At 66.6% G+C, this 24,891-nt stretch carries 23 protein-coding genes; 9 read left to right on the forward strand and 14 right to left on the reverse strand.

Features of this window, described 5'->3' with window-relative positions; genetic code table 11:
- Window positions 1-28 precede the first annotated feature (28 nt).
- Window positions 29-364 (forward strand): sulfate permease, encoded by a 336-nt coding sequence (locus tag IEW22_RS09950; protein ID WP_188586450.1) that lies wholly within the window; start codon window positions 29-31, stop codon window positions 362-364.
- Between the two features lie 22 nt (window positions 365-386).
- Here the strand turns inward: IEW22_RS09950 and IEW22_RS09955 are convergent, their stop codons facing one another.
- On the reverse strand, window positions 387-1,031 hold the full coding sequence (locus tag IEW22_RS09955; RefSeq protein ID WP_188586451.1) for a hypothetical protein: 645 nt from the start codon (window positions 1,029-1,031) through the stop codon (window positions 387-389).
- A gap of 229 nt (window positions 1,032-1,260) precedes the next feature.
- Between IEW22_RS09955 and IEW22_RS09960 the strand changes: the two genes are divergently transcribed.
- The gene (locus IEW22_RS09960) at window positions 1,261-4,626 is read left to right on the forward strand and encodes an NACHT domain-containing protein (protein ID WP_188586452.1); all 3,366 of its coding nucleotides are present in this window, start codon (window positions 1,261-1,263) and stop codon (window positions 4,624-4,626) included.
- A gap of 456 nt (window positions 4,627-5,082) precedes the next feature.
- On the opposite strand, the gene IEW22_RS09970 is transcribed toward IEW22_RS09960, so the two are convergent.
- A complete protein-coding gene (locus tag IEW22_RS09970; protein WP_188586454.1) occupies window positions 5,083-6,222 on the reverse strand; it encodes a TDT family transporter in 1,140 nt (379 codons plus the stop codon).
- A gap of 115 nt (window positions 6,223-6,337) precedes the next feature.
- On the reverse strand, window positions 6,338-7,237 hold the full coding sequence (locus tag IEW22_RS09975; RefSeq protein ID WP_229742392.1) for a LysR family transcriptional regulator: 900 nt from the start codon (window positions 7,235-7,237) through the stop codon (window positions 6,338-6,340).
- A gap of 204 nt (window positions 7,238-7,441) precedes the next feature.
- Between IEW22_RS09975 and IEW22_RS09980 the strand changes: the two genes are divergently transcribed.
- The gene (locus IEW22_RS09980) at window positions 7,442-7,612 is read left to right on the forward strand and encodes a hypothetical protein (RefSeq protein ID WP_188586455.1); all 171 of its coding nucleotides are present in this window, start codon (window positions 7,442-7,444) and stop codon (window positions 7,610-7,612) included.
- A 10-nt stretch (window positions 7,613-7,622) separates the two neighbouring features.
- Here IEW22_RS09980 and IEW22_RS09985 read toward each other — a convergent pair whose 3' ends face one another.
- The 4 genes from IEW22_RS09985 to IEW22_RS10000 all read right to left on the reverse strand — a co-directional run bounded on the left by IEW22_RS09985 (window position 7,623) and on the right by IEW22_RS10000 (window position 14,239).
- Window positions 7,623-8,051: a hypothetical protein gene (locus IEW22_RS09985; protein WP_188586456.1), complete on the reverse strand. Its 429-nt coding sequence runs from the start codon at window positions 8,049-8,051 to the stop codon at window positions 7,623-7,625.
- A 205-nt stretch (window positions 8,052-8,256) separates the two neighbouring features.
- Entirely contained in the window at window positions 8,257-10,149 is a 1,893-nt protein-coding gene (locus IEW22_RS09990; RefSeq protein ID WP_188586457.1) for a putative alpha/beta hydrolase, read from the reverse strand.
- A gap of 14 nt (window positions 10,150-10,163) precedes the next feature.
- Window positions 10,164-10,469 carry a DUF2563 family protein gene (locus IEW22_RS09995; RefSeq protein ID WP_188586458.1) on the reverse strand — a complete coding sequence of 102 codons (306 nt, stop codon included), beginning with the start codon at window positions 10,467-10,469 and terminating at the stop codon, window positions 10,164-10,166.
- A 221-nt stretch (window positions 10,470-10,690) separates the two neighbouring features.
- Window positions 10,691-14,239, reverse strand: coding sequence for a proline dehydrogenase family protein (locus IEW22_RS10000; RefSeq protein WP_188586459.1), 3,549 nt, complete (start codon window positions 14,237-14,239; stop codon window positions 10,691-10,693).
- A 205-nt stretch (window positions 14,240-14,444) separates the two neighbouring features.
- Between IEW22_RS10000 and IEW22_RS10005 the strand changes: the two genes are divergently transcribed.
- Window positions 14,445-15,407: a LysR family transcriptional regulator gene (locus IEW22_RS10005; protein ID WP_229742394.1), complete on the forward strand. Its 963-nt coding sequence runs from the start codon at window positions 14,445-14,447 to the stop codon at window positions 15,405-15,407.
- Window positions 15,408-15,410: 3 nt separating this feature from the next.
- Here the strand turns inward: IEW22_RS10005 and IEW22_RS10010 are convergent, their stop codons facing one another.
- Window positions 15,411-15,752, reverse strand: coding sequence for a nitroreductase/quinone reductase family protein (locus IEW22_RS10010; protein ID WP_188586460.1), 342 nt, complete (start codon window positions 15,750-15,752; stop codon window positions 15,411-15,413).
- A gap of 122 nt (window positions 15,753-15,874) precedes the next feature.
- Here IEW22_RS10010 and IEW22_RS10015 point away from each other — a divergent pair, with 122 nt between their 5' ends.
- Window positions 15,875-16,810: an LLM class F420-dependent oxidoreductase gene (locus IEW22_RS10015; RefSeq protein ID WP_188586461.1), complete on the forward strand. Its 936-nt coding sequence runs from the start codon at window positions 15,875-15,877 to the stop codon at window positions 16,808-16,810.
- Window positions 16,811-16,874: 64 nt separating this feature from the next.
- On the opposite strand, the gene IEW22_RS20075 is transcribed toward IEW22_RS10015, so the two are convergent.
- Together IEW22_RS20075 and IEW22_RS10025 are read right to left on the reverse strand one after the other, a co-directional pair.
- A complete protein-coding gene (locus tag IEW22_RS20075; RefSeq protein WP_229742396.1) occupies window positions 16,875-17,939 on the reverse strand; it encodes a DUF4190 domain-containing protein in 1,065 nt (354 codons plus the stop codon).
- Window positions 17,940-18,033: 94 nt separating this feature from the next.
- The gene (locus tag IEW22_RS10025) at window positions 18,034-18,555 is read right to left on the reverse strand and encodes a hypothetical protein (protein WP_188586462.1); all 522 of its coding nucleotides are present in this window, start codon (window positions 18,553-18,555) and stop codon (window positions 18,034-18,036) included.
- Window positions 18,556-18,682: 127 nt separating this feature from the next.
- Here IEW22_RS10025 and IEW22_RS10030 point away from each other — a divergent pair, with 127 nt between their 5' ends.
- Together IEW22_RS10030 and IEW22_RS10035 are read left to right on the forward strand one after the other, a co-directional pair.
- A complete protein-coding gene (locus IEW22_RS10030; protein WP_188586463.1) occupies window positions 18,683-19,210 on the forward strand; it encodes a peptidylprolyl isomerase in 528 nt (175 codons plus the stop codon).
- A gap of 185 nt (window positions 19,211-19,395) precedes the next feature.
- Entirely contained in the window at window positions 19,396-20,097 is a 702-nt protein-coding gene (locus IEW22_RS10035) for a rhomboid family intramembrane serine protease (protein WP_373284166.1), read from the forward strand.
- 292 nt (window positions 20,098-20,389) lie between these two features.
- Here the strand turns inward: IEW22_RS10035 and IEW22_RS10040 are convergent, their stop codons facing one another.
- The 3 genes from IEW22_RS10040 to crgA form a co-directional block, all read right to left on the reverse strand.
- Window positions 20,390-21,907, reverse strand: a complete 1,518-nt coding sequence (locus IEW22_RS10040) for an exonuclease domain-containing protein (protein WP_308421383.1) — start codon at window positions 21,905-21,907, stop codon at window positions 20,390-20,392.
- A 114-nt stretch (window positions 21,908-22,021) separates the two neighbouring features.
- A complete protein-coding gene (locus IEW22_RS10045) occupies window positions 22,022-22,567 on the reverse strand; it encodes a PH domain-containing protein (protein WP_188586465.1) in 546 nt (181 codons plus the stop codon).
- 82 nt (window positions 22,568-22,649) lie between these two features.
- Window positions 22,650-22,940: a cell division protein CrgA gene (crgA, locus tag IEW22_RS10050; RefSeq protein WP_188586466.1), complete on the reverse strand. Its 291-nt coding sequence runs from the start codon at window positions 22,938-22,940 to the stop codon at window positions 22,650-22,652.
- A gap of 225 nt (window positions 22,941-23,165) precedes the next feature.
- On the opposite strand from crgA, the gene IEW22_RS10055 reads away from it, so the two are divergent.
- Window positions 23,166-23,861: an aminodeoxychorismate/anthranilate synthase component II gene (locus IEW22_RS10055; RefSeq protein ID WP_188586467.1), complete on the forward strand. Its 696-nt coding sequence runs from the start codon at window positions 23,166-23,168 to the stop codon at window positions 23,859-23,861.
- 215 nt (window positions 23,862-24,076) lie between these two features.
- Window positions 24,077-24,616 (forward strand): hypothetical protein, encoded by a 540-nt coding sequence (locus tag IEW22_RS10060; protein ID WP_188586468.1) that lies wholly within the window; start codon window positions 24,077-24,079, stop codon window positions 24,614-24,616.
- 15 nt (window positions 24,617-24,631) lie between these two features.
- Here the strand turns inward: IEW22_RS10060 and IEW22_RS20080 are convergent, their stop codons facing one another.
- Complete coding sequence (locus IEW22_RS20080; protein ID WP_229742402.1) at window positions 24,632-24,796, reverse strand: membrane dipeptidase; 165 nt, start codon at window positions 24,794-24,796, stop codon at window positions 24,632-24,634.
- Between the last annotated feature and the right edge of the window lie 95 nt (window positions 24,797-24,891).

The following is a 24,891-nucleotide window of genomic DNA, read 5'->3' on the forward strand; positions in this document are numbered from 1 at the left end:
TATCCGTCTGTGCTGAAAGAGGTCCGAAATGTTCACCGGATTGTGGAACCTCAGCGTCCGCACCCACACCCTGCTGCAGCGATACGCGCCCACCAACCGGCTCCTGAACCGGCTGCGCACCCGGGAATGGCTGCGCTGGGGCGTGCCCGCGATGCTCCTCGGCGTCGCGTACCTGGCTGCGGCGGTCGGTTGCGCCGTGCTCGTCCAGCACGGCTGGACCGAGTGGCTCTACCTGCCGTTCCTGCTCTTCTTCTACAACGCCCTGAAGTTCCTCATATTCGGCCCCTGGAGCCTCGTCCTCCTCGCCCGCATCCGGCTCCGCGAACGCCGTCAGCGCAAGCACGCTGTCCGCACCGAGGCCTGAGCAGGGGGCACGGAAGGGCCGATCACGGAGCGGTGTCGCCTCCTACCGCGGCAAGGAGGTACTCCCATTCCTCGGGGAGCACCTCCCGCATGCCGTCGGCATCGATCCGTCGGATGTCAAGGACGTACTCGTGCTCGCCGCGGGTGGTGTGGAAGCTGGCCAGCACGCTCTCTCGTGGGGCATCCATCTCGTAGATCCGGTGCGTCGTGCCCGCCGCCCATCCCAGGCGGGTCGCGAACCAGAGCGCCCGCTCGAAACTCGTTGTCCACGACAGACCCTGCTTGTAACCCGGGGCGGCTGCCCGGTACAGCTGCAGCGACTCCGGTAGCGCCGCCACAGGATGCAGTTCCGTCTCGTCGAGGAATGTGCCTTCCTCGACGGCCATGTCGAACAGGGTCAGCCACAGGTCATACTCGGCGACTCGGCCAGGCCACTCACACGTCGTCCACGTGTCCTCCAACGCGATCCGCAGCTCGCCCGGATCCGAGAGCAGCCCTGAGCCGACAGCACCGACCAGCAGGCCTGGCTTCTCGTTACGCCCCGACCGCGCAGAGAGCTCAGACCACTGAACCGGCGGCGACGAGTCGGGTAGCTCAGCGACAGGCATCGACAGCCCCTGTCGCCGGTCTCCAGGCATCGCGCGTCCGAACGCATCCCATGCATCCATGTCACCACTCCTTGGCCTGGATCGACAGCCTCTTCACGTGCTCGTACAGCATCGGATAGGGGGTCGCGGATCAGCACGTGACTCGCGTCGCGGCCCTCTGGTCCTGGCCTACCCCTTCGTGATCGTAGGTACGGATCTGCCTCCTCGTGTCTGTGGCTTCAGGTTCAATAGACAGGGAGTCCCCGGGCCGCGCAGAAGGACGTTCGGGCAGCAACAGAGGAGGCTACGCATGCCCGAGAGTCGACATCGCTACCTGTACGAGCGCCTGGGCGACCACGAGTTCCAGCAGCTCGTCAGCGCTCTGCTCGCGAACCAGTTCTCTGACTACATCCCGATGGCTCTACGACAGGCCGATGGAGGCCGGGACGGCTTGCGCAAGGTCGACGCCTCGAAGGTACTGATCTACCAGGTGAAGTGGTCCGTCAGCGGCAAGGAGAAGGACCCGGTCGCCTGGCTGGACCAGGTGGTCAAGAACGAGGAAGCGAGCCTGAAGCGTCTGGCTGCACAAGGGGTTCGCCACTATACGTTGGTCACTAACGTGGGCAGTACTGCCAAGGAGTACTCGGGCACCTTCGACCGGCTGGACAAGAAGCTCCAAGCGTACGCGAAAGAGTTCGGCTACGAGCAGATGACCTGCATCTGGCGCGAGGCGCTGAACCCGTGGGTCGACAACGCCCCGACCGAGACGAAGTGGGCCTACGCCGAGATGCTCGCCGGGTGGGATCTGGTTCGATACCTCGTCGCCGAACACGTCGGCGCAGGCGCGGACAAGGCGCACCGTGACCTGATCCGCAAGGTCGCCGCAGCCCAGTGGGAAGACGACAAGCGCGTCAAGTTCAGCCAGTCCGATGTAGACCGAGAGCAGGTTGTGGACCTGTTCGTTGACGTCACCGCCGACCGCGTCCACACCGCAGCCAGCAGACTTTCGCAAGCACAATCGCCCACGACCGTGGGAGGTACCGCGGCCTACCTGTTGCGCGCATCGGCACCTTTCACTCTCGTCCGAGGCGCGCCAGGGCAGGGTAAGTCGACCCTTAGCCAGTACGTGTGCCAGGCCCATCGCAACGCGTTCATTCCTGAGCGCGATCGAGCTGGCTCGCTACCGGCGCTCGATCGGCCCCGATTCCCGCTCAGGCTAGACCTGAGTGACTACGCGCTCTGGCTCGGTGGCAACGACGTATGGGACCACTCCGAGGACGTCAAGCGACGAAAGACCAAAGCGCGCAAGGGAGAGCAGGCCACCGTCGAATGCTTCCTCGCGGACCTAATGACTCACGAGAGCGGCGGCATTGCGTCTGACGCAAAGACCGTGCAGGACATCTTCGAACGGGTCCCCAGTCTCGTCGTGCTGGACGGACTCGATGAGGTCGGCAGCGCCACCGTACGTGGCAAGGTCGTCAGGGAGATCGACAAGTTCGTCGGTCGGGCGAAGGCCTATACCGACCCGCCCAAGGTGGTGGTTACAACGCGCCCCAGTGCCGGTGAACTGCCCGAGCCCTCAACCAACCTGTTCGAGATCGTGACCCTCAACCAGTTCACTGTCGAGCAGCGTGACGCCTATTTGCGGAAGTGGTGTGCCGTTCGCGGGATCAAGGGCCGAGACGGGCGGGCGCTGCGGAACAGCTTCAAGGAGAAGAGCCGCGAGCCGTACATCAACGAACTCGCCGGCAATCCGATGCAGCTCACAATCCTGCTCGACCTTCTGCATCAGCAAGGGGCCGCAACCCCCACTCAGCGGACCGATCTCTACGACAAGTACGTCGAACTTCTCCTAGCTCGCGAGGCGAACAAACACCCCAGAGCCGTTCGCGACCATAAGGAGGAATTGCTCGAGATCATCCCGTTCCTCGGCTGGTACCTCCACGCTCACACCGAGGAATCGCAGATCAACGGCCGCATGAGCGTCGACGAGCTCAAAGAGGCCATGCGCCACTTCCAGCGCACCTACGGTAATCGCGAGTCGATCGTCGACCAGCTTTTCGAGGGCGCCAGCGACCGCCTCTGGGCGCTGACCAGCAAGATCGACGGAACCTACGAGTTCGAGGTCCTGTCGCTGCGAGAGTATTTCGCCGCACGCTTCCTCTACAACAACGCGGGCGAGGGCAACACAAACTTTGACAGCACGACCGTGCTGCGCGAACTGCTCCGGCGACCCTACTGGCTCAACACCGCCAGGTTCTACGGTGGCAACGCGAAGGGCAACGGCATCTACCCTCTGACCGCAGGGATCGAGCAAGAACTCGCACGGAGCACATCACCTGCCTCCTACCTCGCTGCATGGGCGCTGCTCACCGACGGGGTATTCCTGCGCCGGCCGCGCGAGGCACGCAAGATCCTCGCAGCACTCTGCTCCGACGCCGGAATCGCGGTCCTGCTCTCCGCGCTGGACCGCCGTGACATCATCCCGCTGCCCGAGCTGCCGGACCTCCCAGATGAGGACGGGCCTGATCCCACATGGGTCCGGCTCACCACCGAGATCAGCGCGAGCCCAGCCGACAGCGGCAACAATCAGCGGGTACGCGCTCTCCGTGAACTGCTGAATCAACGCAGTCAGTTCGGGGCATGGTGGCACGAGCAGCTCAGCGCAGCCATCGACACACCCCAGCAGAACGCATGGCTCAAGATCGGCGCTCAATGCGAGGCCGGCGCTGGCCTCACCGCGTCGTTCGAGCACATCAATCTCTCGGACGGCGCCGCCGAGCTGTTCCTCAGCGCAGGGCTCGTCCCTCCGCCCGAAAGCTCGCTCGAGACGGCACTTCTCGACGCAGTCCTGGAAGGGGAATGCCCCTGCGTGACATCAACGCGATCCAAGCCAGCCCAAGTTGCAGTCGCCCTGGCTCCGGGAGACTTCCTCACCACCTCCAGGACGGGATTCGTCGGTGCGGATGAGAAGACGAAACGACGCCGCAGCGAGGCGATCAACCAACTCCGACGAGCGAGCTCTGCATACACCCAGATCGCCAAGCAGCGAGCGTTCAAGGCAGGACAGAAGGGCAGTACGTTCCCCTGGGCTGAGACCGCCGCCGCCTTGCACGCTCACGTTGGTCGCCGCTGGCTCGTTTCCGAGATTGCGATCATCGGTGCCGCATCGCCCTTTCCGCCCGCTTACACGAAGAAGCCAGGCTCGACACCATTCGGAGCCACGAGCCATCCGTCCGAACTCCTCGCTCAAGCCCGCGCCAACAACCGCAACGTGCAATGGTGGCGGGAACAACTTGCTGACCTCCACGATGAGCTCTCGAGAGCCGAGTGGTCGCTTGCTGTGTGGTGCGTAGCCTCCGGGCCCGTCGTGACAGAGCTGCTGCCGACACTGGAGTCGGTGCTCAACGAGCTCCCTGCCTCACGTCGCCGAACAGTCCTACGAGCCGCCGAGCAGATCGCCCGCTTCGGTTGGCTGGACAGCCGCCCGGTCACCGCCGCTACCGGCGACCCGGACCTCGCGGCACTGAACCTACTTCGGGCATCGGGGTCACCGACGGGCCACGGAAACAATGTGCATCCAGCTCCGGACGGCGCCGCAGCAGAGCCCTCCCTGCTCAGCGTTGCTCGAGCAGGAAAATGGCTCAAGGTCGATTCGAAGCCCTCCTACCGGTAGATCGAGGCTACTCACACATCTCGGATGTCAGAAGACCACAAGGCAGAGCGCCGGGACTGGCGGCCTTCCGCAACCTTGCAGCGATGTCAACGGACGCCTGACCGGCCGGCAGTCTTCGTGTGCTCCCACACCGTCACCCGATGGATGTTGAACCGCTTGGCTATCGATAGCACGCTCTCCCCGTTCGCCCGAGCAGTTTGAATAGCCTCTACTTCCCTCGCCGTCAGCGGTGTTCGATTACGTCTACTAGGGTTCAAGACCACCTCAGGATCCGGTTGCTCGATCACGCTCGACTCATCTGAGCCACCTCGGTCGCGCTGCTCCCACGCGGAAACCAGCCGATCCAGCCGCTGCTGGGAGTTCCGATTAGGTCCACCACCGGCCACAGGATCACAGAAACGGCACTTCCCGGCTCGGGAGGTGCCGCTTCTGCTTATGCGGTGAGGTCCGATGTCCTCACACGACCCGCAACAACGTCCCGCGGAAACTCCCCAGCAGCGTCTGCGTCGCGACGATCACCCACGCGGCGACCAGCAGCGCATACAGGCACACCGCCACATCGTCGAGTGCGTTCAGGCTCAGCGCCGCGCCTAATGCGCTCGCGCCGGTGACACAGGTGCCCACCGGGAAGGTGAACGACCACCAGGTCAGCGAGAATTGCAGGCCCCGTCGCGCGACGTACACGGTGAGCAGCGTCGCGAGGCCGAACATCAGAACCCCGAAGCCACCCATCAGCAGCCCGTAAACGATGCCGAACACGTGCAGCCCGGTGGCAACGACGGCCTCGTGACCGGTGAACACCAATGGGGCGTCGCGACCGAGCAGATTCGCCGCGGTGATGGACTGCCCGATCAGACCGAGGGTGATCCACACCGTCGGTGCTGCCTGCACGGGCGGGACACCGCCGTGGATGAGGCGACCATAGATCAGCGTCATGGTCATCATCCCGACGACCAGCGACAGCCCGAATAGGGCGTAACAGCCGACCAGCATCAGCAGGCGCGGGTGGCCGCCCGCGAGATGCGGGACCAGCAGCGCACCGGTGGAGGCGGACACCATCGGGGGGACGATCGGCATCAACCAGGCCGGGCTCGCGGTGACGGCAGTGTGGTCGTGGGCGGTGATCATGACGTAGGGGACGGCGACGCTGGTGATCAGCCCGATCAGAGTGCCGACGCCCCACAACACCGCGAAGACGGCGGTCGCCACGCTCGGCCCGAGGAGGTCTGTGCCGAGCAACATCGTGCCGGCGCCGACCGTCAACAACGCCATCGGGACCGCACCGTAGAACTGCACCATCACCGGGTCGGCGGCATGCGCACGCGCATGGTCGCGGTGTCGGACCCAATGGGTGACGAAGGCACCGGAGACGGCGATCAGCGCGACTACTGCGGCAATCCACACAATGGTGGCGAACGTGTGCAGCCCGGGGATCTGGCCGGGGAGCGTGGCCGCGGCGTTGGCGACGATCCCGGTGCCCATCACCGATGCGAACCAATTCGGAGTGATGTGCTCGAAGATCTGCGCGCGGCGCCGGACCGCCGGACGTTGCTCTGTGTCGGTCGCGCGCGGTCGCAGGGTATCGGTCACGGTCATGACGTCATCGTCGTCGCGAACCATCGTGCCTGGTAGACCCCGATTGCCTGGGCAGTCCAAACCAGAGGTTATGGGTGGTCTGGTCGCTCATCGCCTATGGGTGCGTCGACGACTATCAGCTGGTCGGGTCGAGGGCGATCCTCAGCAGGTCACTGGCCGGACCACGAAGGTCGCGTCCGGTCGGCCACACCGCGCGCAGCGAGCGGTGCAGATCCAGTCCGCGGGTGACCACGCGCGTCAGGGTCCCCGCCTCGAGTTCGGCCGACACCGACAGTGAACTGAGCACCGCCGGTGCGAGACCGCCGGCCACTGCCGCCTTGATCGCGGTGGTCGAGGACACCTCCAGCACGGGCGGTGCCGGCGTCGTGGGTGCCAGCGCGCGTTCGAGCGCGAGTCGGGTGCCCGAGCCCGCCTCGCGCGTGACCAGCGGGGTTGCCGCGAGTTCATCGGCGGTGATGGTGCGACCAGCCCAACCGTGTCCGGGCGCGACCACCACGACCAGCTCGTCGCGCGCGACCGGTCTGGAATCGAGCCCGCTCGGTACCACCGGACCTTCGATGAATCCCAGGTCGGCGCCGCCGGTGAGGACGGATTCGGCGACGTCGGCGGAGTTCCCCGACGAGAGCGCCGGCGCGATGGACGGGTGTTCGGCACGCAGACGGATCAGCCACGCCGGCACGAGATATTCGGCCACGGTCAGGCTCGCGGCGATACGCAGATGACTGTCGCGGTCGTCCCGCAGGGTCTCCAGGTTCGCGGCCAGCTCCGCGGCATCGGTGATGACGCGCTGCGCCCACCCGGCGACCAGTTCACCCGAGGCGGTGAGGGTGGCACCGGCCTGGCCACGATTCAGCAGCGGCACCCCGACCCGTCGCTCGAGCGTTCGCAACCGCGCGCTCGCCGCCGGCTGCGACATCCCATGCACGTGCCCGGCGCGGCCGATACTTCCCAGTTCGGCGACCGCCAGGAGCAGTTCGTAACTGATCAGATCGGTCACATGGGTCGGCAATGCCACATGCGTGAGCCTACCGCCACACATCCTGTGCAGATCGGCTGGCGGCTAACGGTTTTGAGGCCAGTGTGCCGTCGCCGTGCGAGCCCTCACGGGGGGTGCGGTACCCGGCGTTTCGATGATTCACCCGCGCGTGAGGGTGTCCGCGGGTTAGCGTCGGAAGATCGATACGTTCGCAGGGTCGGGGGATTCGGGAGCAGATAGGCGATGCTGAACACCCCAGGGCAGATCTTGGATTTCACCACCAACTACCTCGGGCAGGTGAGCCGCGCGCTGCCGGGCTACACCCAGTACCTACAGCATGCGGTCCCCGAGATCTTCCCCTATCCGTCGGTGCAGGACTGGGCGGTCTCGCTGTTCAACTGGTACTTCGGCTGACCTGCTCGGGTCAGTTCGCGGTGCTGCGTGCGGTCACCTCGGCCGTGATGTCCTCGGGAGTCCGGTCGCCCAGGTCGTTGCTGTCGCGGTAGTCGCCGTAGATGGTGAGGTTGCCCGACCCGGCATAGTTCTCGCCCACTTCCGGGCCCACCTCGGCGGTCAGCGACTCCCTGTGCAATGTCGTGCCGTGAAACTTCTGGCCGTCGGCCGCACCGCTGCTCCAGCCCAGGTGCCGCATCGCCGACACGACGTCGGCGCGATACCGCTCCGCGTCGGCCGGCTGAGCGAAGGTGACCTCGACCTTTCCCGCAAACGGCGGTCGGTTCTGGTCGTTGTCGGATACATAGACCAGGGTGGCCAGCTGCACCGTGAGATGTGCCGCGGCCACGATCTCGGCGGCCGGTCCGATCACCTGCTCTCGGGTCTGTGCATCGCTCATCGTTGTGGTCGCTCCTGAGGTCGGGGTGTGAGAACTTCCGCTCTGTGTCTGACCGCTGTCGGTGTCGCAGGCCGTCGCGGTCAGACAGAGCAGTGCGGCGAATCCGACGGACGCTGCGGACGCCCCGACGGTGCGTGTCGCACGGGGGTGTTTGGGCAACGGTGCCTCCACGAGTGGTGTCTCGGTCGTTTCAGTGGATCTGCGTTCAATGATTGTGGTTGTCGGTCACGCCGCCACGGAGGAGTTCGGGATCGGCCAGCTTCCCGATGCCGGTGTCGAGCGGGTTCGGCAGGTTGATCCGATCAGGCCCGAGAATGCCACCGAGCGGATTGGGCACCGACACCGGGGCCACCGACGGTCGGTGCACGGCCAGCATCCCCTGATCCCCCAGCGAGTCGCCATGTCCGGCCGCGATGGTCGAGAGGTTGTAGAGCGATTCGCTGCCCGGCTTGTAGTACTGGGAATGATCGGCAAACGTCACGAATGAGCCGGGTGAGGCATCCGACGCCTCGGCCTTGAACCGCTGCGCCCCGTAATTCACGCCGGCCGGATCGGCATCGCCCAGCCCAGGCCCGTCGACACCAGCGACCGAGATCCCGGGCATCCCCAGCGGCGAGCTGGAGAGCATCCCCACCGGGTCCGTCGAGGCGTCGCCCACGTACACATGCCCTCCGTCGAGATGGAAGTCACCGGCGTTGTGAGCGAGATCCGTTCCCGGACAACCGATCAACGCGACATCGGTGGCGTGCATCTGGTTCGCGGCAGCGGCGTCGGCGACCGTGGTGGAGCCGTAGGAATGCCCGATCACCGTCACGTGCTGCGGCGATCCGTCGTGGGTGGCCCACAAGCTGTTCACGTCGTCGGCCAGCGCAGCTCCGGATGCCCGCGCCGTGGCCGGGGTGAGCATCCGCGGATCGGTGGGGCTGTCGGGTGCGTCGTAGCCCATCCACGACACCACTGCCGTCTTGTGGTCGGGGTCGGCCTTGTTCGCCTGCTCGTACAGCGAGATCGAATCCTTGGCTCCCGACCAGCCCTTGTTGACATGATTGCCGGTGCCCGGAACCACCACCGCGATATTGTCGGCCTGGTCGGGGTCGCCGATGGTGACCGCGGCTCGTCCCTTACCGCCGAAGGCCAGCGGGTCGTAGGCCATCACATAGGTACGGTTACGGCCGCCGTTCGCATCGGTCTTGCGGGCGTCGAGAACGTGATTGGCGTTGCGGTAGCGGGTCACCGCTGAGGCATCCAGCCCGTAGAGCTCCGGATGTGCCAGCACCTCATCGGAGGGCACGTGGTGTGCGGCGGCCACATCGTCGACTCGATGAATGTCGCGGTCGACCGACAGCTCGTTCGCGGCAGATCGATCCGCGATCGGCACGCCGTTGAGGTTGCCGATCCGATCGGGGTGTTCGTCGATCAGGCGTTGTTTGTCCGTGGCGCTCAGTCCCTCCCACCACTGCTTGACCGTCGCGGGGTCGGTGCCGTTGCCGGGAATCGTCGCTGCCGGGTCGCCACCGCGGCGCGCCGAACCACTGTGCCAACGATTCGCCTGGGCCAGCGCCATGTGGTCTTGCAGTGTCGACTGATAGGAGGTGACGACGCCGGTCACCAGATCGCCCGCAGATCCCACCACACCGGCTCCCTCGGCACGGATCTGGTTGTATTGCTGTTCGTTCGCACCGCTGCCAGGCCCTATCGCTTCAGCCATCGCGTCGAGCTGGGACAGAGCCGCGTTCAGCGATCCGACGTACTCGCCGGTGGTCTTCTGTGCGGTGGTGAGCGCGTGTGCGACCTCGTCGAGGCTGCGCGAGATCGTGTCCAGTTGCGAGGCGCCGAGCTGGAAGTCGTTGGCCGTCTTGGTCACCTCGGGGGACGCGTTGATGGTGTCGCCACCGGACTGCGCGCTGTAGGCACCCTGGAAGCAACTGCGTGCCTCACCGAAGACACCGTCACCTTCGGCAACCCGGGATGCGGCGCGATGAAAACTGTTGGCCAACTCGTCGATCTGCTCAGGTCGGCCGACCATCAGACGGTCGTGCAGCTCCCACGGGTTCACACCCGCCATCCCGACCAGCTCGTCGACCGACAGCCGCGTCAACGCAGGAGGTGGCATCAGCGCGGCCCGAGGCGGGACAGGGCACCGGCGATCGCCGCATCGACACGTCGCAGCGTTGCTGCCGTCGTCATCGCGTGAACTGCGATGTCGTTGAGAGATTTCTGTTGTGCGAGCAGTCCGTCGCAGTGGCTCTGCCGGACGTCGGCGATGCCGGCTGCGGCGGATTCGCACGTGGGGAACCCGCCGAAGAGTTGGGCTGCGATCGAGCCCCCGTCGAGGACGGAGTGAGCGGAATCGACGTACTCCGCCGACTCCCGTGCGCGGTTGCCCCCGCGGTCGATGCGATCGGGATCTGCCTCCATACGAACACCTCCTGGCGGGGACGTTATCCGACCGAGAAGTGGTGTGGCAGAAATGTCTGTCAGGTGATGGACACGGTTCGAGCGGGGACGCGCACGTGCAACCGGCGCCGCACGTGCAACCGTCACCGCCGCGAGCGCGATCAGCTGATGCACACCATCGGCATCGAACCGGAGGTCACCGGTGAACCGGCACCTATCTGAGCCGCCGACGCAGGCGGGGTTCACGCCATCGGGTTCACCAGTCCGTCGACCAGTCGCGAGGGTGATCCGAAGCGGTGTGCGGTCGCCGAGATCGACTGCTCGCGCAGGAATGTCAGCATCTCCACGCGTCCGGCCTCCACCACGGGTCCGCCGTAGAGCGCGATCTCGGGCCGCCCACCCGAGTCGGCGGCGAACTGTGCCGTGTCACCGCCGATCAGGCGCACGCGCCCCGATGCCAGTGCTGCCAGCGACGCGCGCCACGCATCCCCGTCCTCGACCACCACGGTCACGCCGAGATCGGCAAACGCTGCGACGATGTCGTCGGGCACCTCGCGCACCGAGGAGACGCGAAGTTCGGCGCCGGCGACCAGCCCCGCGCCGACCACCCGCAGCACCTCCCACAACCGGGCATCGGACTCTGCGCGAACCCACACCGGCACGGGCAGATACCGCAACCAGTTCCGCTCGGCGACAAGCCCGCTCACATCGCGCACCGTGGAGTACTCCGTATCCCACGCCTTGGCATCCGAACGTAGCGACCGGAGGAGCGCGGCGACGTCGTCGCCGGGTACACCGGCGGCCACCGCGATGTCGGGCAGCGTTGCGATCACCGGATGCGGTTGGAGTGACTCCGCGGCCGGTATGCGACGCCAATTCGTGAGCCCCACCAGGTAATTGGGTCCACCGGCCTTGGTTCCCGCCCCGACTGCCGAACGCTTCCAGCCGCCGAACGGCTGCCGGCGCACGACCGCACCGGTGATGCCGCGGTTGATGTAGAGGTTGCCCGCCTCCACGCGGTTCACCCACGTCGACAACTCGTCGCGGTCGAGGCTGTGTACGCCGGCGGTCAGGCCGTAGTCCACGTCATTCTGCATCGCGATGGCCTCGTCGAGGTCGGACGCGGCCATCAGACCCAGCACCGGACCGAAGTACTCGGTGAGATGGAACTGCGAACCGCGCGCCACGCCCGTCTTCACCCCCGGCGACCAGAGGCGACCGGAGTCGTCTAGCCGCCGCGGTTCCACGAGCCATTGTTCGCCGGGTTCCAGGGTGGTCAGCGCCGAGAGCAGCTTGCCCGACGCGGGTTCGATCACCGGACCCATCTGCGCGGTCGGGTCGTCGGGATAGCCCACCGTCAGCGAACTGACCGCGTCGACGAGCTGATCGCGAAACCGCCGCGAGTTGGCCACCGACCCCACCAGAATCCCCAGTGATGCAGCCGAACACTTCTGGCCGGCATGTCCGAACGCCGAGGCGACCAGATCCTTCACCGCGAGGTCGAGATCGGCATGCGGTGTGACGACGATGGCGTTCTTGCCGCTGGTCTCGGCCAGCAGCGGGAGGTCGGGACGCATCGAGCGGAACGTCTCGGCCGTGGCGAAGGCGCCGGTGAGGATCAGCCGGTCCACACCCGGATGCGAGACCAGCCGCGCGCCGGCCGCACCCTCGTCGGTGTGCACCAGACGCAGCACCTCGCGGGGCACTCCGGCGTCCCACAGCGCCTGCACCATCACCGAACCGCACCGCCGCGCCTGGGGTGCGGGTTTGATGATCACCGGCGATCCCGCCGCCAGCGCGGCCACGGTCGACCCGGTGGGGATCGCGACCGGGAAATTCCACGGCGGAGTCACCACCGTCAACCGCACCGGCTCGGCGATCGCGCCGTCGACCACGTCCAGCCCCTCGGCGAGCAGCGCGTAGTAGTTAACGAAATCGATCGCCTCGGACACCTCGGGGTCGGCCTGGTCGAGGGTCTTGCCGCATTCGGCGGCCATCACCTCCAGCAGATCACCCCGCCGCCGCTCGAGTTCGACGGCCGCACTGCGCAACACCAGCGCTCGGCGCGCACCGCTCATCTCCCGCCACGGGGCTCCGGCGGCGGTGGTCTCCTCGATGAGCCGATCCACCTGGTCGGGCGAGTCGACGGTGTGCCGCGCGACCAGTTCCTCACCGAGCACGCTGCCCGCCACGCGCGCGGTGATCTCGTTGCCCCACAACCGGTTTCCGTCCACCGACAGGTCGGTGTCGGGCGTGTTGGCGAAGTGACCGGGCCGGCAGCGCACGGATTCGGGGTCATCGGTGCGGCGATCGGCGACCCGGTTCGGCACGGGGATCGGATGGTCGGAGCCCAGCCGAGCGCGCAGGCCGTCGAGGGAGGCGAGGAAGCGCTCGCGCTCGCGGTCGAACAATTCGGGATGATCGTGCAGGTCGAAGACAGCGGACATGAAATTGTCCTGACTGGCGCCCTCCTCGAGCCGACGCACCAGGTAGGCGATGGCCACGTCGAACTCCTGTGGGTGCACCACCGGGGTGTAGAGCAGCAGCCCGCCGACCGTGCGAGCCACCGCCTTGGCCTGGCCCTCGGCCATCCCCAGCAACATCTCGAACTCGATCCCGTCGCGCGCGTCGCGACGACCGGCGAGCGTCCACGCGTAGGCGATGTCGAACAGGTTGTGCCCGGCCACACCCACCCGGACGTTGGCGACGCGCTCGGGTGTCAGCGCGTAGTCGAGCACGAGCTTGTAATTGGTGTCGGTCTCGCATTTGGTGCCCCACGTGGCCACCGGCCAGTCGTGCAGGGAGGCCTCCACCTGCTCCATCGGCAGGTTGGCACCCTTGACCAGCCGTACCTTGATGCCCGCACCGCCGGAGGCGCGACGCGCAGCCGCCCACTCCTGTAGCCGCATCATCGCCGACAGCGCGTCGGGGAGGTAGGCCTGCAGCACGATGCCGGCCTCGAGATGTGCGAACTCGGCGCGGTCGAGCAGCCGGGTGAACACCGCGATGGTCAGATCGAGGTCGCGGTACTCCTCCATGTCGAGGTTGATGAACTTGGTGGCGGTGCCACTGGTCGTCGAGACACCATTGGTTGTCGAATCGTTGGTTGTCGAATCATTCTGTGCTGCAACGCGGAAAAGCGGTACGAGGCTCTCGGTGATGTGCTCGACCGCCTGGTCGAATGCCCAGGGCGAATGCGGCGCCACGGTTGCCGAGACCTTGATCGAGACGTAGTCGACGTCGGGGCGTTCGAGGAGTGCGATCGTGCCGGCCATCCGCCGGCTCGCCTCGTTCTCGCCGAGCACGGCCTCGCCGAGCAGATTCACATTCAGCCGCACACCGGATTTGCGGATTCGGGCGATGCTCGCGCCGAGCTTGTCGTCAGTGGCGTCGACGATCAGATGATCGACCATGTGCCGCAGTGCTTTCCGCGCCGCGGCAACCACCGGACGTGGTGCCACCGTACTCATCGCGGCACCCGTGCGCACCGCGGTCCGCAGATACCACGGCAAGAAGGCGGGCACCTGGGTGGCGAGTTCACGGAGGTTGCGCGCGGCGACGTCGACGTCCTCGGGTCGGATCACGCGATCGACGAAGCCGACGGTGAAATCCAGACCCGACTCGTCGCGCAGCACCGCCGCGAGTTGTTTCGCGGCCGGCTCCACGTGCGCCGAAGCCGACGCATCGAGCCACTGGCGCACCAGCGTCTCGACCTCGGTGAGGACTGCGGGGTCGGTGAGGGTCGGGTCGGCGAGGGTGGGCTTTTGGTGCCTGTCGGCGGCGAGGGTCATGTCGGCTCCACAATCCAGAGGGGTCGGGGGAAGGGGGCTGGGAGCGCGCTCATCGGAGCTCCCCGCAGGTGCTGCCGTCCGTCCCGAGTGGTGCTCAGGGGATCGACTTCCAGTGTCGACGCACAGATGCATCAGGTAAAGTGATGCTTTCTGATCGGTATTCGTCAGATTCGGTGATGTTCAGATTCAGCGATGTGGAGTGGCCATGCTCGACGTCCGGCGCTTGCGGCTGCTGCGGGAGTTGAGTCTGCGCGGCACGCTCGCCGAGGTCGCCGAGGCATTGCACCAGAGTCCGTCGTCGGTCTCCCAGCAGCTCACCCAACTCGAACACGAGGTGGGGGTGGAATTGCTGCGCAAGGTGGGGCGACGCGTGGCGCTGACCCCGGCCGCGGAGGTGCTCGTCGCACACACCGCCGTGATCCTTCAGCAGCTCGAACTCGCCGAATCCGAGGTGGCCGCACTGGGTAGCGACGTTGCCGGGACGCTGCGGATGTCGGTATTCCAGTCGGCGGCAATTGCTTTCATGCCCGAACTGCTGGCTGAGCTGGCCGTTCGGCATCCGCGCCTGCGGGTGACGATGACGCAGCGCGAACCCGAGGCGGCGCTACACGAGACGTGGGTCCGCGAATTCGACCTGGTGATCGCCGAGCAGTACCCGTCGCACGCCGCACCCTGGCATCCCGAACTCGACCGGGTGGCACTGACCACCGACTCGCTGCGCCTGGCCGTACCGCCCTCCGCCGCGCGCTTCGGGCGCATCAGCAGTCTCGCCGACGCCGCACATGTGCCGTGGGTGATGGAGCCGACCGGTGCGGCGTCACGCCACTGGGCCGAACAACTGTGCCGCCACATGGGTTTCGAACCCGACGTGCGCTACGAGACCGCGGACCTGCAGGCGCAGGTGGCGCTGATCGAGGCGGGCAATGCGGTGACGATTTCCCGGTCTGATGGTCACCCGGTCGCGCCCGAATGTCGGCCTCATCGAGTTGCCGGACAACCCGCGCCGATCGGTGTTCACCGCCACGCGCCTGTCACTGGTCGACAGTCCGGCGATCGCGGCCTGCCGTGCGGCACTGACGGAACTGGTGCCGACGCATATGGGATGAGGGCATCCCAGTCAGTCCAGTGTGCCCAGTCAGTCCGGTGTGCCCATGTCAGTCCAGTGTGATTGTCAGTCCAGTGTGATCGCCACCTTCACCCGGCCCTTGTCGTCGCGGGTGGCGACCGCGTGGCCGCTGCGCTGATCGCCATCGAGGAGTACCGAGATGGGCGCACCGTCGCCGGTGAAGTTGCGCCACCAGCTCTTCTGGTCGGGCAGTGCGACGAACACGGTCAGTGAGTTGTCGCCGTCGCGGCGGTAGTTCACCGGCAGCTGGAACTGCTTGCCCGACTTGCGGCCGGTGTAGGTGAGCACGGTGAACGCCTTACCCGTCACCTTGTTCACGCCGGGCAGTTGCAGCAGGGGAGTGACCGCCTTGTTGACGGTCGCGGACACGCGCTGGAAAGTGGTCATGGACTCCAGCGTGCCCGAAATGTCACCGCGAGCGGTGTATTCGCACCGATCCGGCTCTTCTCGTGAACCCGGTCTTCTCATGAACGTTGTCGGCTGTACCGGTGTTCGGGCAGGGTAGACGTATGGAACTCAGAGTCTTCGTCGAACCACAGCAGGGTGCCACCTACGATGATCAGCTCGCCGTGGCCCGGACCGCCGAAGCGGCCGGCTACGACGCCTTCTTCCGCTCCGATCACTACGTCGCGATGAATGCCGACGGGCTTCCAGGTCCCACCGACAGCTGGGTGACCCTCGGCGCGCTCGCCCGCGAGACCTCGACCATCCGGCTGGGAACTCTGGTCACCTCCAACACGTTCCGGTATCCCGGACCGCTGGCCATCTCGGTGGCCCAGGTCGACCAGATGTCGGGTGGCCGGGTGGACTTCGGCTTCGGCGCGGGCTGGTTCGACGACGAACACACCGCCTACGGCATCCCCTTCCCGTCGGTGAAGGAGCGCTTCGATCGATTCGAGGAGGCGCTCGCGGTGATCACCGGTCTGTGGGAGACGCCCTCGGGTGAGACGTTCAGCCACGACGGGCAGTACTACCCGATCAAGGATTCCCCCGCGCTGCCCAAGCCGGTGCAGAATCCGCGGCCGCCGATCGTGATCGGTGGTGCCGGCAAGAAGCGCACCGCGAAACTGGCCGCCACCTACGCCCAGGAGTTCAACGTCCCGTTCAGCTCGGTGGAGGATTCGGCGCAGGCCTTCGGTCGCGTCAACTCCGCCTGTGTGGAACTCGGCCGCGCCCCGGAGACGCTCACCCGGTCGGTCGCGCTGGTGGTGGCCGGCGGCAAGTCCGACGCCGAGGTGGCCGCGCGTGCGAAGAAGATCGGTCGTGAGGTCGACGAGCTCAAGGAGAACGGCGTCGCGGGCAGCCCCACGGAGATGATCGACAAGCTCAAGCTCTACTCCGACATCGGCGTGAGCCGGGTGTATCTGCAGTTCCTCGACATGTCCGACCTCGACCACATCGAGTTCGTGTCCTCGGAGGTGCTGAGCCAGATCGGCGTGCTCTAGTCGAACCGGCGTGCTCTGGTCGGGCCGGTGGCCGACCCGGCCAGAGCAGGTCAGAAGAGCAGGGTCAGGCCACGATCCAGATGTAGCCCACCAGGCACAGGACGGCCGCCCCGATGTAGATCCATCCGATCCACAGCGCGGCGGTCGTCAACGACCATCCCTGCTCCTTGGTGCGCCTGATCTGAGACCGTGCGACATAGGCGGCGATCACACCGAAGATCGACGTGATGCCGAGGAATGACAGTACGAGTGCGATGATCGCGAGCCTGTTGGTGCGCGATGGCGTGGTCTTCGTGGTGGCCCCAGAGTCGGTGTTCGAGTCGCTGTGTGTGGTGGAGCTGTCGGTGCCGGAAGTGCGGGTCCCGGTGGCCTCCGATCGCGACTGGCCACTGCGGTTGGACAATGCGGTGGCTATCGCAGAATCGGCGTCGGTGCCGGTCGCCCCCGACCGCGACTCCACGGGTTCTCCCGCCCGTCGAGCGCCGACGGCCGTGCCGGTGACGTATTTCGATGCCAGTGCATCGGAGCGGGGGGCATCGGAGCGGGCGGCATCCGAACGCGGGGCCCGCGGGCCCTCCGGTCGGTCGGATGCGCCGCGTCCACGCGGGGCTGAATTCGACGGTGCTGAGTTCGACGGTGCTGAGTTCGACAGGGGGGTGTTCGACAGCGGTGTGTGGGATGCCGGGGCCTGCGAATATGCGCGGTAGGCGATCGGAGCGGACTCCTCGCCACGCGTGGTCGGGCTCGGCATGCGCGGGGGAGTAGGGCGTGGTGGATTCGCGCTCTGAGGTCCGGCACCGGGTCGCCCGACCGTATACGCCGAAGTCGCACCCGGGTCGTTGGCGCGAGGGTCGCCGACGGTGGACGCACTGCGGCGCCCGCGCAGTGACTGTCCATAGGGTGCGACCGCGGGAGTCGAGTGATCGGGGGTGGCCGCGCCGTCGGGGGTTTCGGGACTCGGGCGGCGATGCGATCCGGTGGTGCGCGCGGGCGTCGCGTCCTGTCGCGGTGTGTCGGCGCTCGGCTGCCGTGTGGGCGTGGACGCCGAAGCCGACCCTGCGTCAGGCGCCGACGAATCGCGCGATGGCGACCCGGAGTCGGGTTGCCCGTTGTACTGCTCGGAAGTCACGGAAGGCAAGGCTACCTGCTCGCCACCGTTTCGTGACCTGCCCCGACCCCGACCAGCGCCGCGAACCCGACGCGGACACGGAGTCGTGGAGGTGTCAGGAGGTGCCGGTCGCCGTTCCCGCGGCGTCACCCGACGAATCCGACGATCCGTCCTCGGAGTGGGTCGGCACATCCTCCACGCGCGGCGGCGCCGGGGCCACCGATGGCGGCTGACGGCGGGTACGCGAGACGATCACCGCGGCCACCGCGCCGATCGCGGCCACACCAGCCACGCCGATACCCACTGCGGCCAGTGTCGAGGCGGTGCGCTTCTTCTTCGTGCGGGTCTTGTCGAGCTTGTGCTTGTCGGGTGTGGGCGGGGTCAGCGCCTCGCGCACCTTGCGCTTGTGCTTGTCCTCGCGGATCTCGTGGACCTTCGCGGCGGCGGCCGCGGCCACGGCGGTACCCACCTTCGACGCTGTCTTGCCTACCACCACCCGAGCGACCAGCGGTCCGACCGTGGTGCCAACGGTGGCCGCGACCTTGCCGACCCCCGATGAGGGGGCCTGCGATGACCCCGAGTGCTTTGGCCCCGAGTGCGATGACCCGGACGGGGATGCGTCGGTGTTGCGCGACATGAGGGTGCGGTCCTCCAGAGGTTCGTGTGCCGAGCGGTCAGGGGCCGAGCGTTGACGTCTCACTCTGCCAGCGCGTCAGGCGTGCCGCCAGCTGACCCCCACCACCGACGATGGCAGGATTGATGTTGTGAGTACACCAGAGAAGACAGCAACTGCGACGCTGCACACCAATCGTGGCGACATCGTCATCGATCTGTTCGGCAACCAGGCCCCGAAGACGGTTGCCAACTTCGTCGGTCTCGCCGACGGCAGCAAGGACTACAAGACCACCAACGCCTCCGGTGGGGACAGCGGCCCGTTCTATGACGGTGCGATCTTCCACCGCGTGATCGACGGCTTCATGATCCAGGGCGGCGACCCGACCGGTACCGGCACCGGCGGCCCGGGCTATCAGTTCGGCGACGAGTTCCACCCGGAACTGCAGTTCGACCAGCCGTACCTGCTCGCCATGGCCAACGCCGGACCGGGCACCAACGGATCGCAGTTCTTCATCACCGTCACCCCCACGCCGCACCTGAACCGCCGCCACACCATCTTCGGTGTGGTCAGCGATCCGGAGTCGCAGAAGGTCGTCGATGCCATCGCCACCACATCCACCGACCGTCGCGACAAGCCGGTCGACGATGTGGTCATCGAGAAGATCGACATCAACTGAACCCGCAACAGACCCAGCAGTACTGCTCGGCACATCCCGACCGGCCCACCGCGCTCTCCTGCAGCCGGTGCGGTCGGCCGGCGTGTCCGGAATGCCTGACGCCTGCCGCCGTCGGCCAGCAGTGCACCGACTGTGTACGTGAGGGTCGCGCGACCCAACGTGTCGCCGTGACGACCCCGGCCGCCATGAACGCGACCGGCGCGCGATCGAATGTGAGTGCGCGCAGCCCCATGACGGTGGGGCTCATCGCGGTGAACGTCGTGGTCTACGTGATCTGTGTGATGCAGGCTCACAGTGCGGGCAGCCTGCAGACCTCACGACTGTTCTTCGACATGGTGCTGTTCAAGCCGTTCGTGGCCGACGGCGAGTACTGGCGTCTGGTGACTGCGGGCTTCCTGCACTTCTCGGTCACCCACATCGCGATGAACATGATCTCGCTGTACATCCTCGGTCGCGACCTCGAACGAGTCGTGGGGATGGCGCGCTACCTGGCGGTGTACCTGGCCGCCCTGCTCGGCGGCAGCGCCGCGGTGATGTGGTTCGCCGGGGACAACACGGTGAACGCCGGCGCATCCGGCGCGATCTACGGGCTCATGGGCGCGGCGCTGATCCTGGTGATCACCAACGGACTGTCGGTGCGACCCGTGGTGACCTTGATCGTGATCAACCTGGTGATCAGCGTGACCATCCCCGGCATCTCGCTGTGGGCACATCTGGGCGGCCTCGTCTTCGGTGCGGCGGCGACCGCGGCGATCGTGGTGCTACCGCGCGCACTGCCCGCGCAACGTCGCACACAGGCGATGGTGACGCGGGTCGGATGGGTAGGACTGGTCGCGCTGATCGTGATCGCCTTCGCGCTGGGCGTGTTCTCGCCGGCGACCGTCTGACGCATCCAACCGTCTGGGCCACCCGACTGGCTCACCCGACTGGCTCACGGTGAGCAGTGGTCACACCGTTGCTGCGCCCGTGCACTCCGGGCAGCGGTGTGGCTTCCGCCCGCGTGTGGTCGGCCGATCCCAGGTCTTTGCGCAATCGCTGCACACCAATGTGTCGACCCGCAAGGGTGAGTTCAGAGTCGTTTCGGGCCGCTTCTTTGTGACCACCGATGTGGTGTTCGAGGTCTTACAGGCTTTGCAGGTCGTGGCCCTCCGCGCCGCGGTCCAGGAGTCGCCGCAGCGTTCACAGATGCAGGCAACACCACCGCGTAGGAGCAGTGCCGGCACGGATCCTTGCGATCGCAGGGCACTCAAGAAGTCCTCGGTCGACGCGATGGGAATGCCGTATTTGTGTGCCGCTACTGCCTTGGTGGACTGGCTGAGCCGGATCCGTTGCGACCAGAAGTCGACAGCCCTTCGATGTCACAGAACTTGTCGGTACGAGGCCGTGCTCGGACGCGAGGGTTCGCAGCTCGTCACGAGTATGGGTAGGGCAGTCGCCGGTGAAACACACTGTCAGCCCTGGGGTGAGTTCGACGGCGATGTGGTCGAACCGGTAGGGATTCGTCCGCGCGGTGACCAGCTTGGGATCCAGCTCCAACAGCGCCGACAGTCGTATGAGCCGCTCCATCTCGTCATCGGTGACGACGCTGTCATCGAGTGCCTCGTCTATCAGGGAATTCACGAAGTCGCGCCGCAAACTCGTGACCGCGTGACTCTGGAGACCATCAGCCTCTGCGAGAGTCTGGAGTTCGGCGTGTTCGGTCGGTGTCAGCTTCAGGTCCGCCAGCGCTTCGGTGAGCAGCGCGGTGTAGCGGTGGGACGGCGTCTGAGCCGGCGCATCGTCGGTGGACGGCTGGGCCGGAGATCTGGTGAGTGTGGTCAGCGTTCCCCGAGGAAGGATGCGTGTGGACCCCAACGTCGGAGTGTGGCCGAATATGTGTGCGGGCAACGCGGGGCCATTGAAGTGATCGGCAACGGCGACAACGAGTTCCGCTGTTGCTCGGGTATCAGCCAGCGCGCAGTGCGCATCTTCGAGCCGGATGCCGCGCGCAGAGCACGCGTCGGTCAGCTTCTGTCGTGTTGCTGAGTAGGTGTCGAGACCAGTGCCCCAGTCGATTTCGATGTCCAGTCGACCGAATTCAAGGCCGACGAGGCGGGTGTTGAATCCGATGTTGTGTGCGACAACGATCTTGTCTTCGAGTAACGCCATCACCCTGTCTGCGATGTCCTCGAATGCCGGAGCGTTGGCGACCATGGCGGCGGTCAGACCGTGGATATCGGTGGGTCCGACGTCTCGGTAGGGATTGACGATCGTGTCGAACTCGTCGACGACTGCGCCCGCCGCGTCGAGAGTCACGATTGCGATCTCGACGACCCGGTCTGCGTTGTACACGCCCGTGGTCTCGACGTCGAGGACTGCGAATCCCGCCGCGGAACCGAGGAGTCGTGAAAGAGGTGATCGTTCGGCGTTGAGGCGCGGTTCCGGGACGCCAGCGGCCGGGGTGAGCGTGTTCGGGGTGACTGGGGGATGGATGGTGTTGGTCCACACCGACCCGTCAAACCATCGCCACGGCGCTTCATGCCGAGGATCTGGATACCACCCGGACGCATTGCTGGCTGCGCGCGTCCATTGAAAGCCGTCGAACCATCGCACTGCCGCTTCGCGCGCAGGATCGGGATACCAACCAGGCCCGGGACCGGTCACGTGTTGCCTCACTCTCACTGGGGTGGGCGTCACGCTATCCGGGCATACCGACACGTGGGCTCGATTGCGAAGTCTGCTGAAGCCTTGCTGCGTTTGGTACGTAGTTGTGTGGCCGTCGGGGAGACACCGCCGTCATACGAGCAATCGATGACCCTTCGCCCCCGGCGACTACTCGCGGGCGGTGTCCTGCACCGGGTAACCGGCGTCGGACAGCGCCTGCGCGACCGACCGGGGGTCGGTACCGAGATCCCAGCGCGAGAACATGACCAGCCGCGTGTTCTCGGGAAGTCCGTCAGGATCCCCGGTGAGCTCGGACCCCTCGTCGAGCAGGTCGAACTCCAGCTGCGGCGTCCGCCGACCGATGTGACGCTGTTCGATCACCCGGGTGCGCACGATCTCCCGTCGTGAATACACGCGGCCGCCGCGGATCGTGCGGATGTAGAGACCACCCAGTGCGATCGACAGCCGTGGCCGGATCACCAGCGCGGCCAGCCCGTACCCCAGCAGCAGCACCGCGGCCAGCGCGATGAGCACAGCGCCGGCGGGCTGGTCGACCGAGACGATCGCCACCACCAGCAACACCAGGCCGCCGGCCATCAGGGCGAGGGCGAACGGCTTCGGCGACGCCCACGACGTGGCGTCCGCACGACTGTTGTCCCCAGGGCTGTCCCCAGACCTCTCCCCAGGATTCGACGAGTTATCCACAGGACTCATTCACAATGGGGATGACTTACACACATGTAATTTCCACAGCTGTGGACACGCGATGGCGTGATCCGCCCGGTGACGGGAAGGGTCACCGCCACCGCATCGTCATCAGCAGACCGACCACCATGAAGCCGAATCCGATGAGGAAGTTCCACGCGCCGAGCGAGTACATCCAGTACAGGGCCTTGCCGTCGGCGCCGAGGCTCGTCGGCGTGGCGACCAGGTAGAACACGATCAGCCAGACCAGCCCGATCAGCATCAGACCGAGCATCGCCGACACGTAAATGGCGCTCGACGGGCCGGCCTTGACCTTGACCGGGGTGCGGCTGGCCGGATTGATCGTGTAGTCGGTATTCTTCCGGACTTTTTGCTTCGGCATTGACTTCCTCGGTTGTGCGGCGTGTTCGGGGTGCGGCCCGCGCGGCCGGTGTGGCCGTGCGCAGGATCAGACCCGTTTGATACCACGTCGGTGTTTTCGCATTCCACGGTATCGCAGGCAGCTCACCCGTACGCCCGGCGGCGGGGTGATCAGCGCTGGTCGTCTGGTGATTGTCGCAGGTCGGCACCCGCGGCCGGTGCGGCACCGGCGGGTATCCTGACTGACGTGTCAGCACCGGATCAGACCACCCGCGGCGACGGCGTCGCGCGGGAGAGTGCCCCTCGTGTCCTCGTCGTCGACAACTACGACAGCTTCGTCTACAACCTGGTGCAGTACCTGGGGCAGCTGGGCGTCGACGTCGAGGTGTGGCGCAACGACGACGACCGGTTCGTGGACCTCGGCGCGGTACTGAACTCCTTCGACGCGGTGCTGCTCAGCCCCGGACCCGGAACCCCCGACCGTGCCGGCGTCACGATCCCGATGGTGACCGCGGCCGCCGAATCCCGCACGCCGCTGCTGGGTGTGTGTCTGGGCCACCAGGCGATCGGTGCGGCCTTCGGTGCGACCGTCGACCGTGCGCCCGAGCTGCTGCACGGCAAGACGTCGTTGGTGCATCACAAGGGTGAGGGTGTGTTGGCCGGCCTGTCCGACCCGTTCACCGCCACGCGGTATCACTCGCTGACCGTGGTGCCCGAGACGCTGCCCGACGAGCTGGAGGTGGTGGGCACCACCGACACCGGCATCGTGATGGCGATGCGGCACCGCGAGCTGCCCATCCACGGGGTGCAGTTCCACCCCGAGAGTGTGCTCACCGAGGGCGGTCACCGGATGCTCGCCAACTGGCTGGCCAGCGCCGGGATCGACATCCCGGAGAGTCTGGTCGCCGAGCTCGAACGCCAGGTCGCCACCGCCTTCGCCTGAGCGAACCTGCCCCCGGTTGAGTTTCTGGAACGACATCGTCGTGCGTGGGGATAGCGCTGAGGGCGCTGAGTGGTGGCGCTGAGTCACTCGCCGTCGCTGTCGACCTGCTTCTTCTCGACCAGCGCCGCACCTGCTGCGCTCGTACGATGACTGCTCGTACGACCACCAGGGGTATCCGACCGTGGTACCAGCACCCGGACGACAGAGACGATCCGATGACACACAAGATCTCGGCCGCGCAGCGCCGCGGCGCCACGCTGATCGGCTGGGCGGTGGTGGTACTCGTCGCCGTGATCGCGGTGGCGCTCTGGGCACTCGGCGGGACGCACGGCTCGGCCGAACCGGGTACCGCGATGGCCGCCGACGCGCCGGCGGCACGACCAGCCGCAGGTGCGGTGGCGATTCCCGGTGGCGTGCCCGGCGCCCCGCAGCTCGGCTCGCCCTATCAGGGCATGTGGGTGGGGCAGGCGCGAGCGATCACCCTCGACCCGAGCGGGCAGGCCAGGGTCGACATCGGTTCCGGGTCGGGGACGCAGAGCTGGTCGGGAAGCTGGAAGCCGAGCGGCACCGGCGTCGCGGTGACCTTCGACCGCCAGACCGCGGGTGAGAGCGCGGGTGCGGGCATCCGGCCCGGCGACGTCTGGTCGGGCCGGCTCGTGCGGGTCTCCGGCTACGAGGTGCTCGAGTTCAGCGCGACGCCGGGTGAGTACTGGTGCACCCAGGCCGCGAACACCGCGGGAGTGTGCGGTGGCTGACCCCGCGCACGATCCTCAGGGTCGGTGGGCCACCTGATCGGCCGCGTCGAGCACACGTAGGACGTTGTCCGCGCACAGTTTGTCGAGGTCGGTTGCGCTCCAGCCGCGCTCACGCAACCGATCGAGCAGCGTCCGGAATCCGGTCACGTCGCCCATGCCCACCGGAAAGTGGCTCTTCACAATCCGGGGTGTAGTTGTGGTCTGAATCCGCCGGTCTCGAGCAGTGCGCGGGTGATGTAGTGAGTCAGGTTCCGAAAGCCCAGGGCGGAGCCGCG

The organism is Gordonia jinhuaensis (genome assembly GCF_014639795.1).
Lineage (GTDB): Bacteria > Actinomycetota > Actinomycetes > Mycobacteriales > Mycobacteriaceae > Gordonia_B > Gordonia_B jinhuaensis.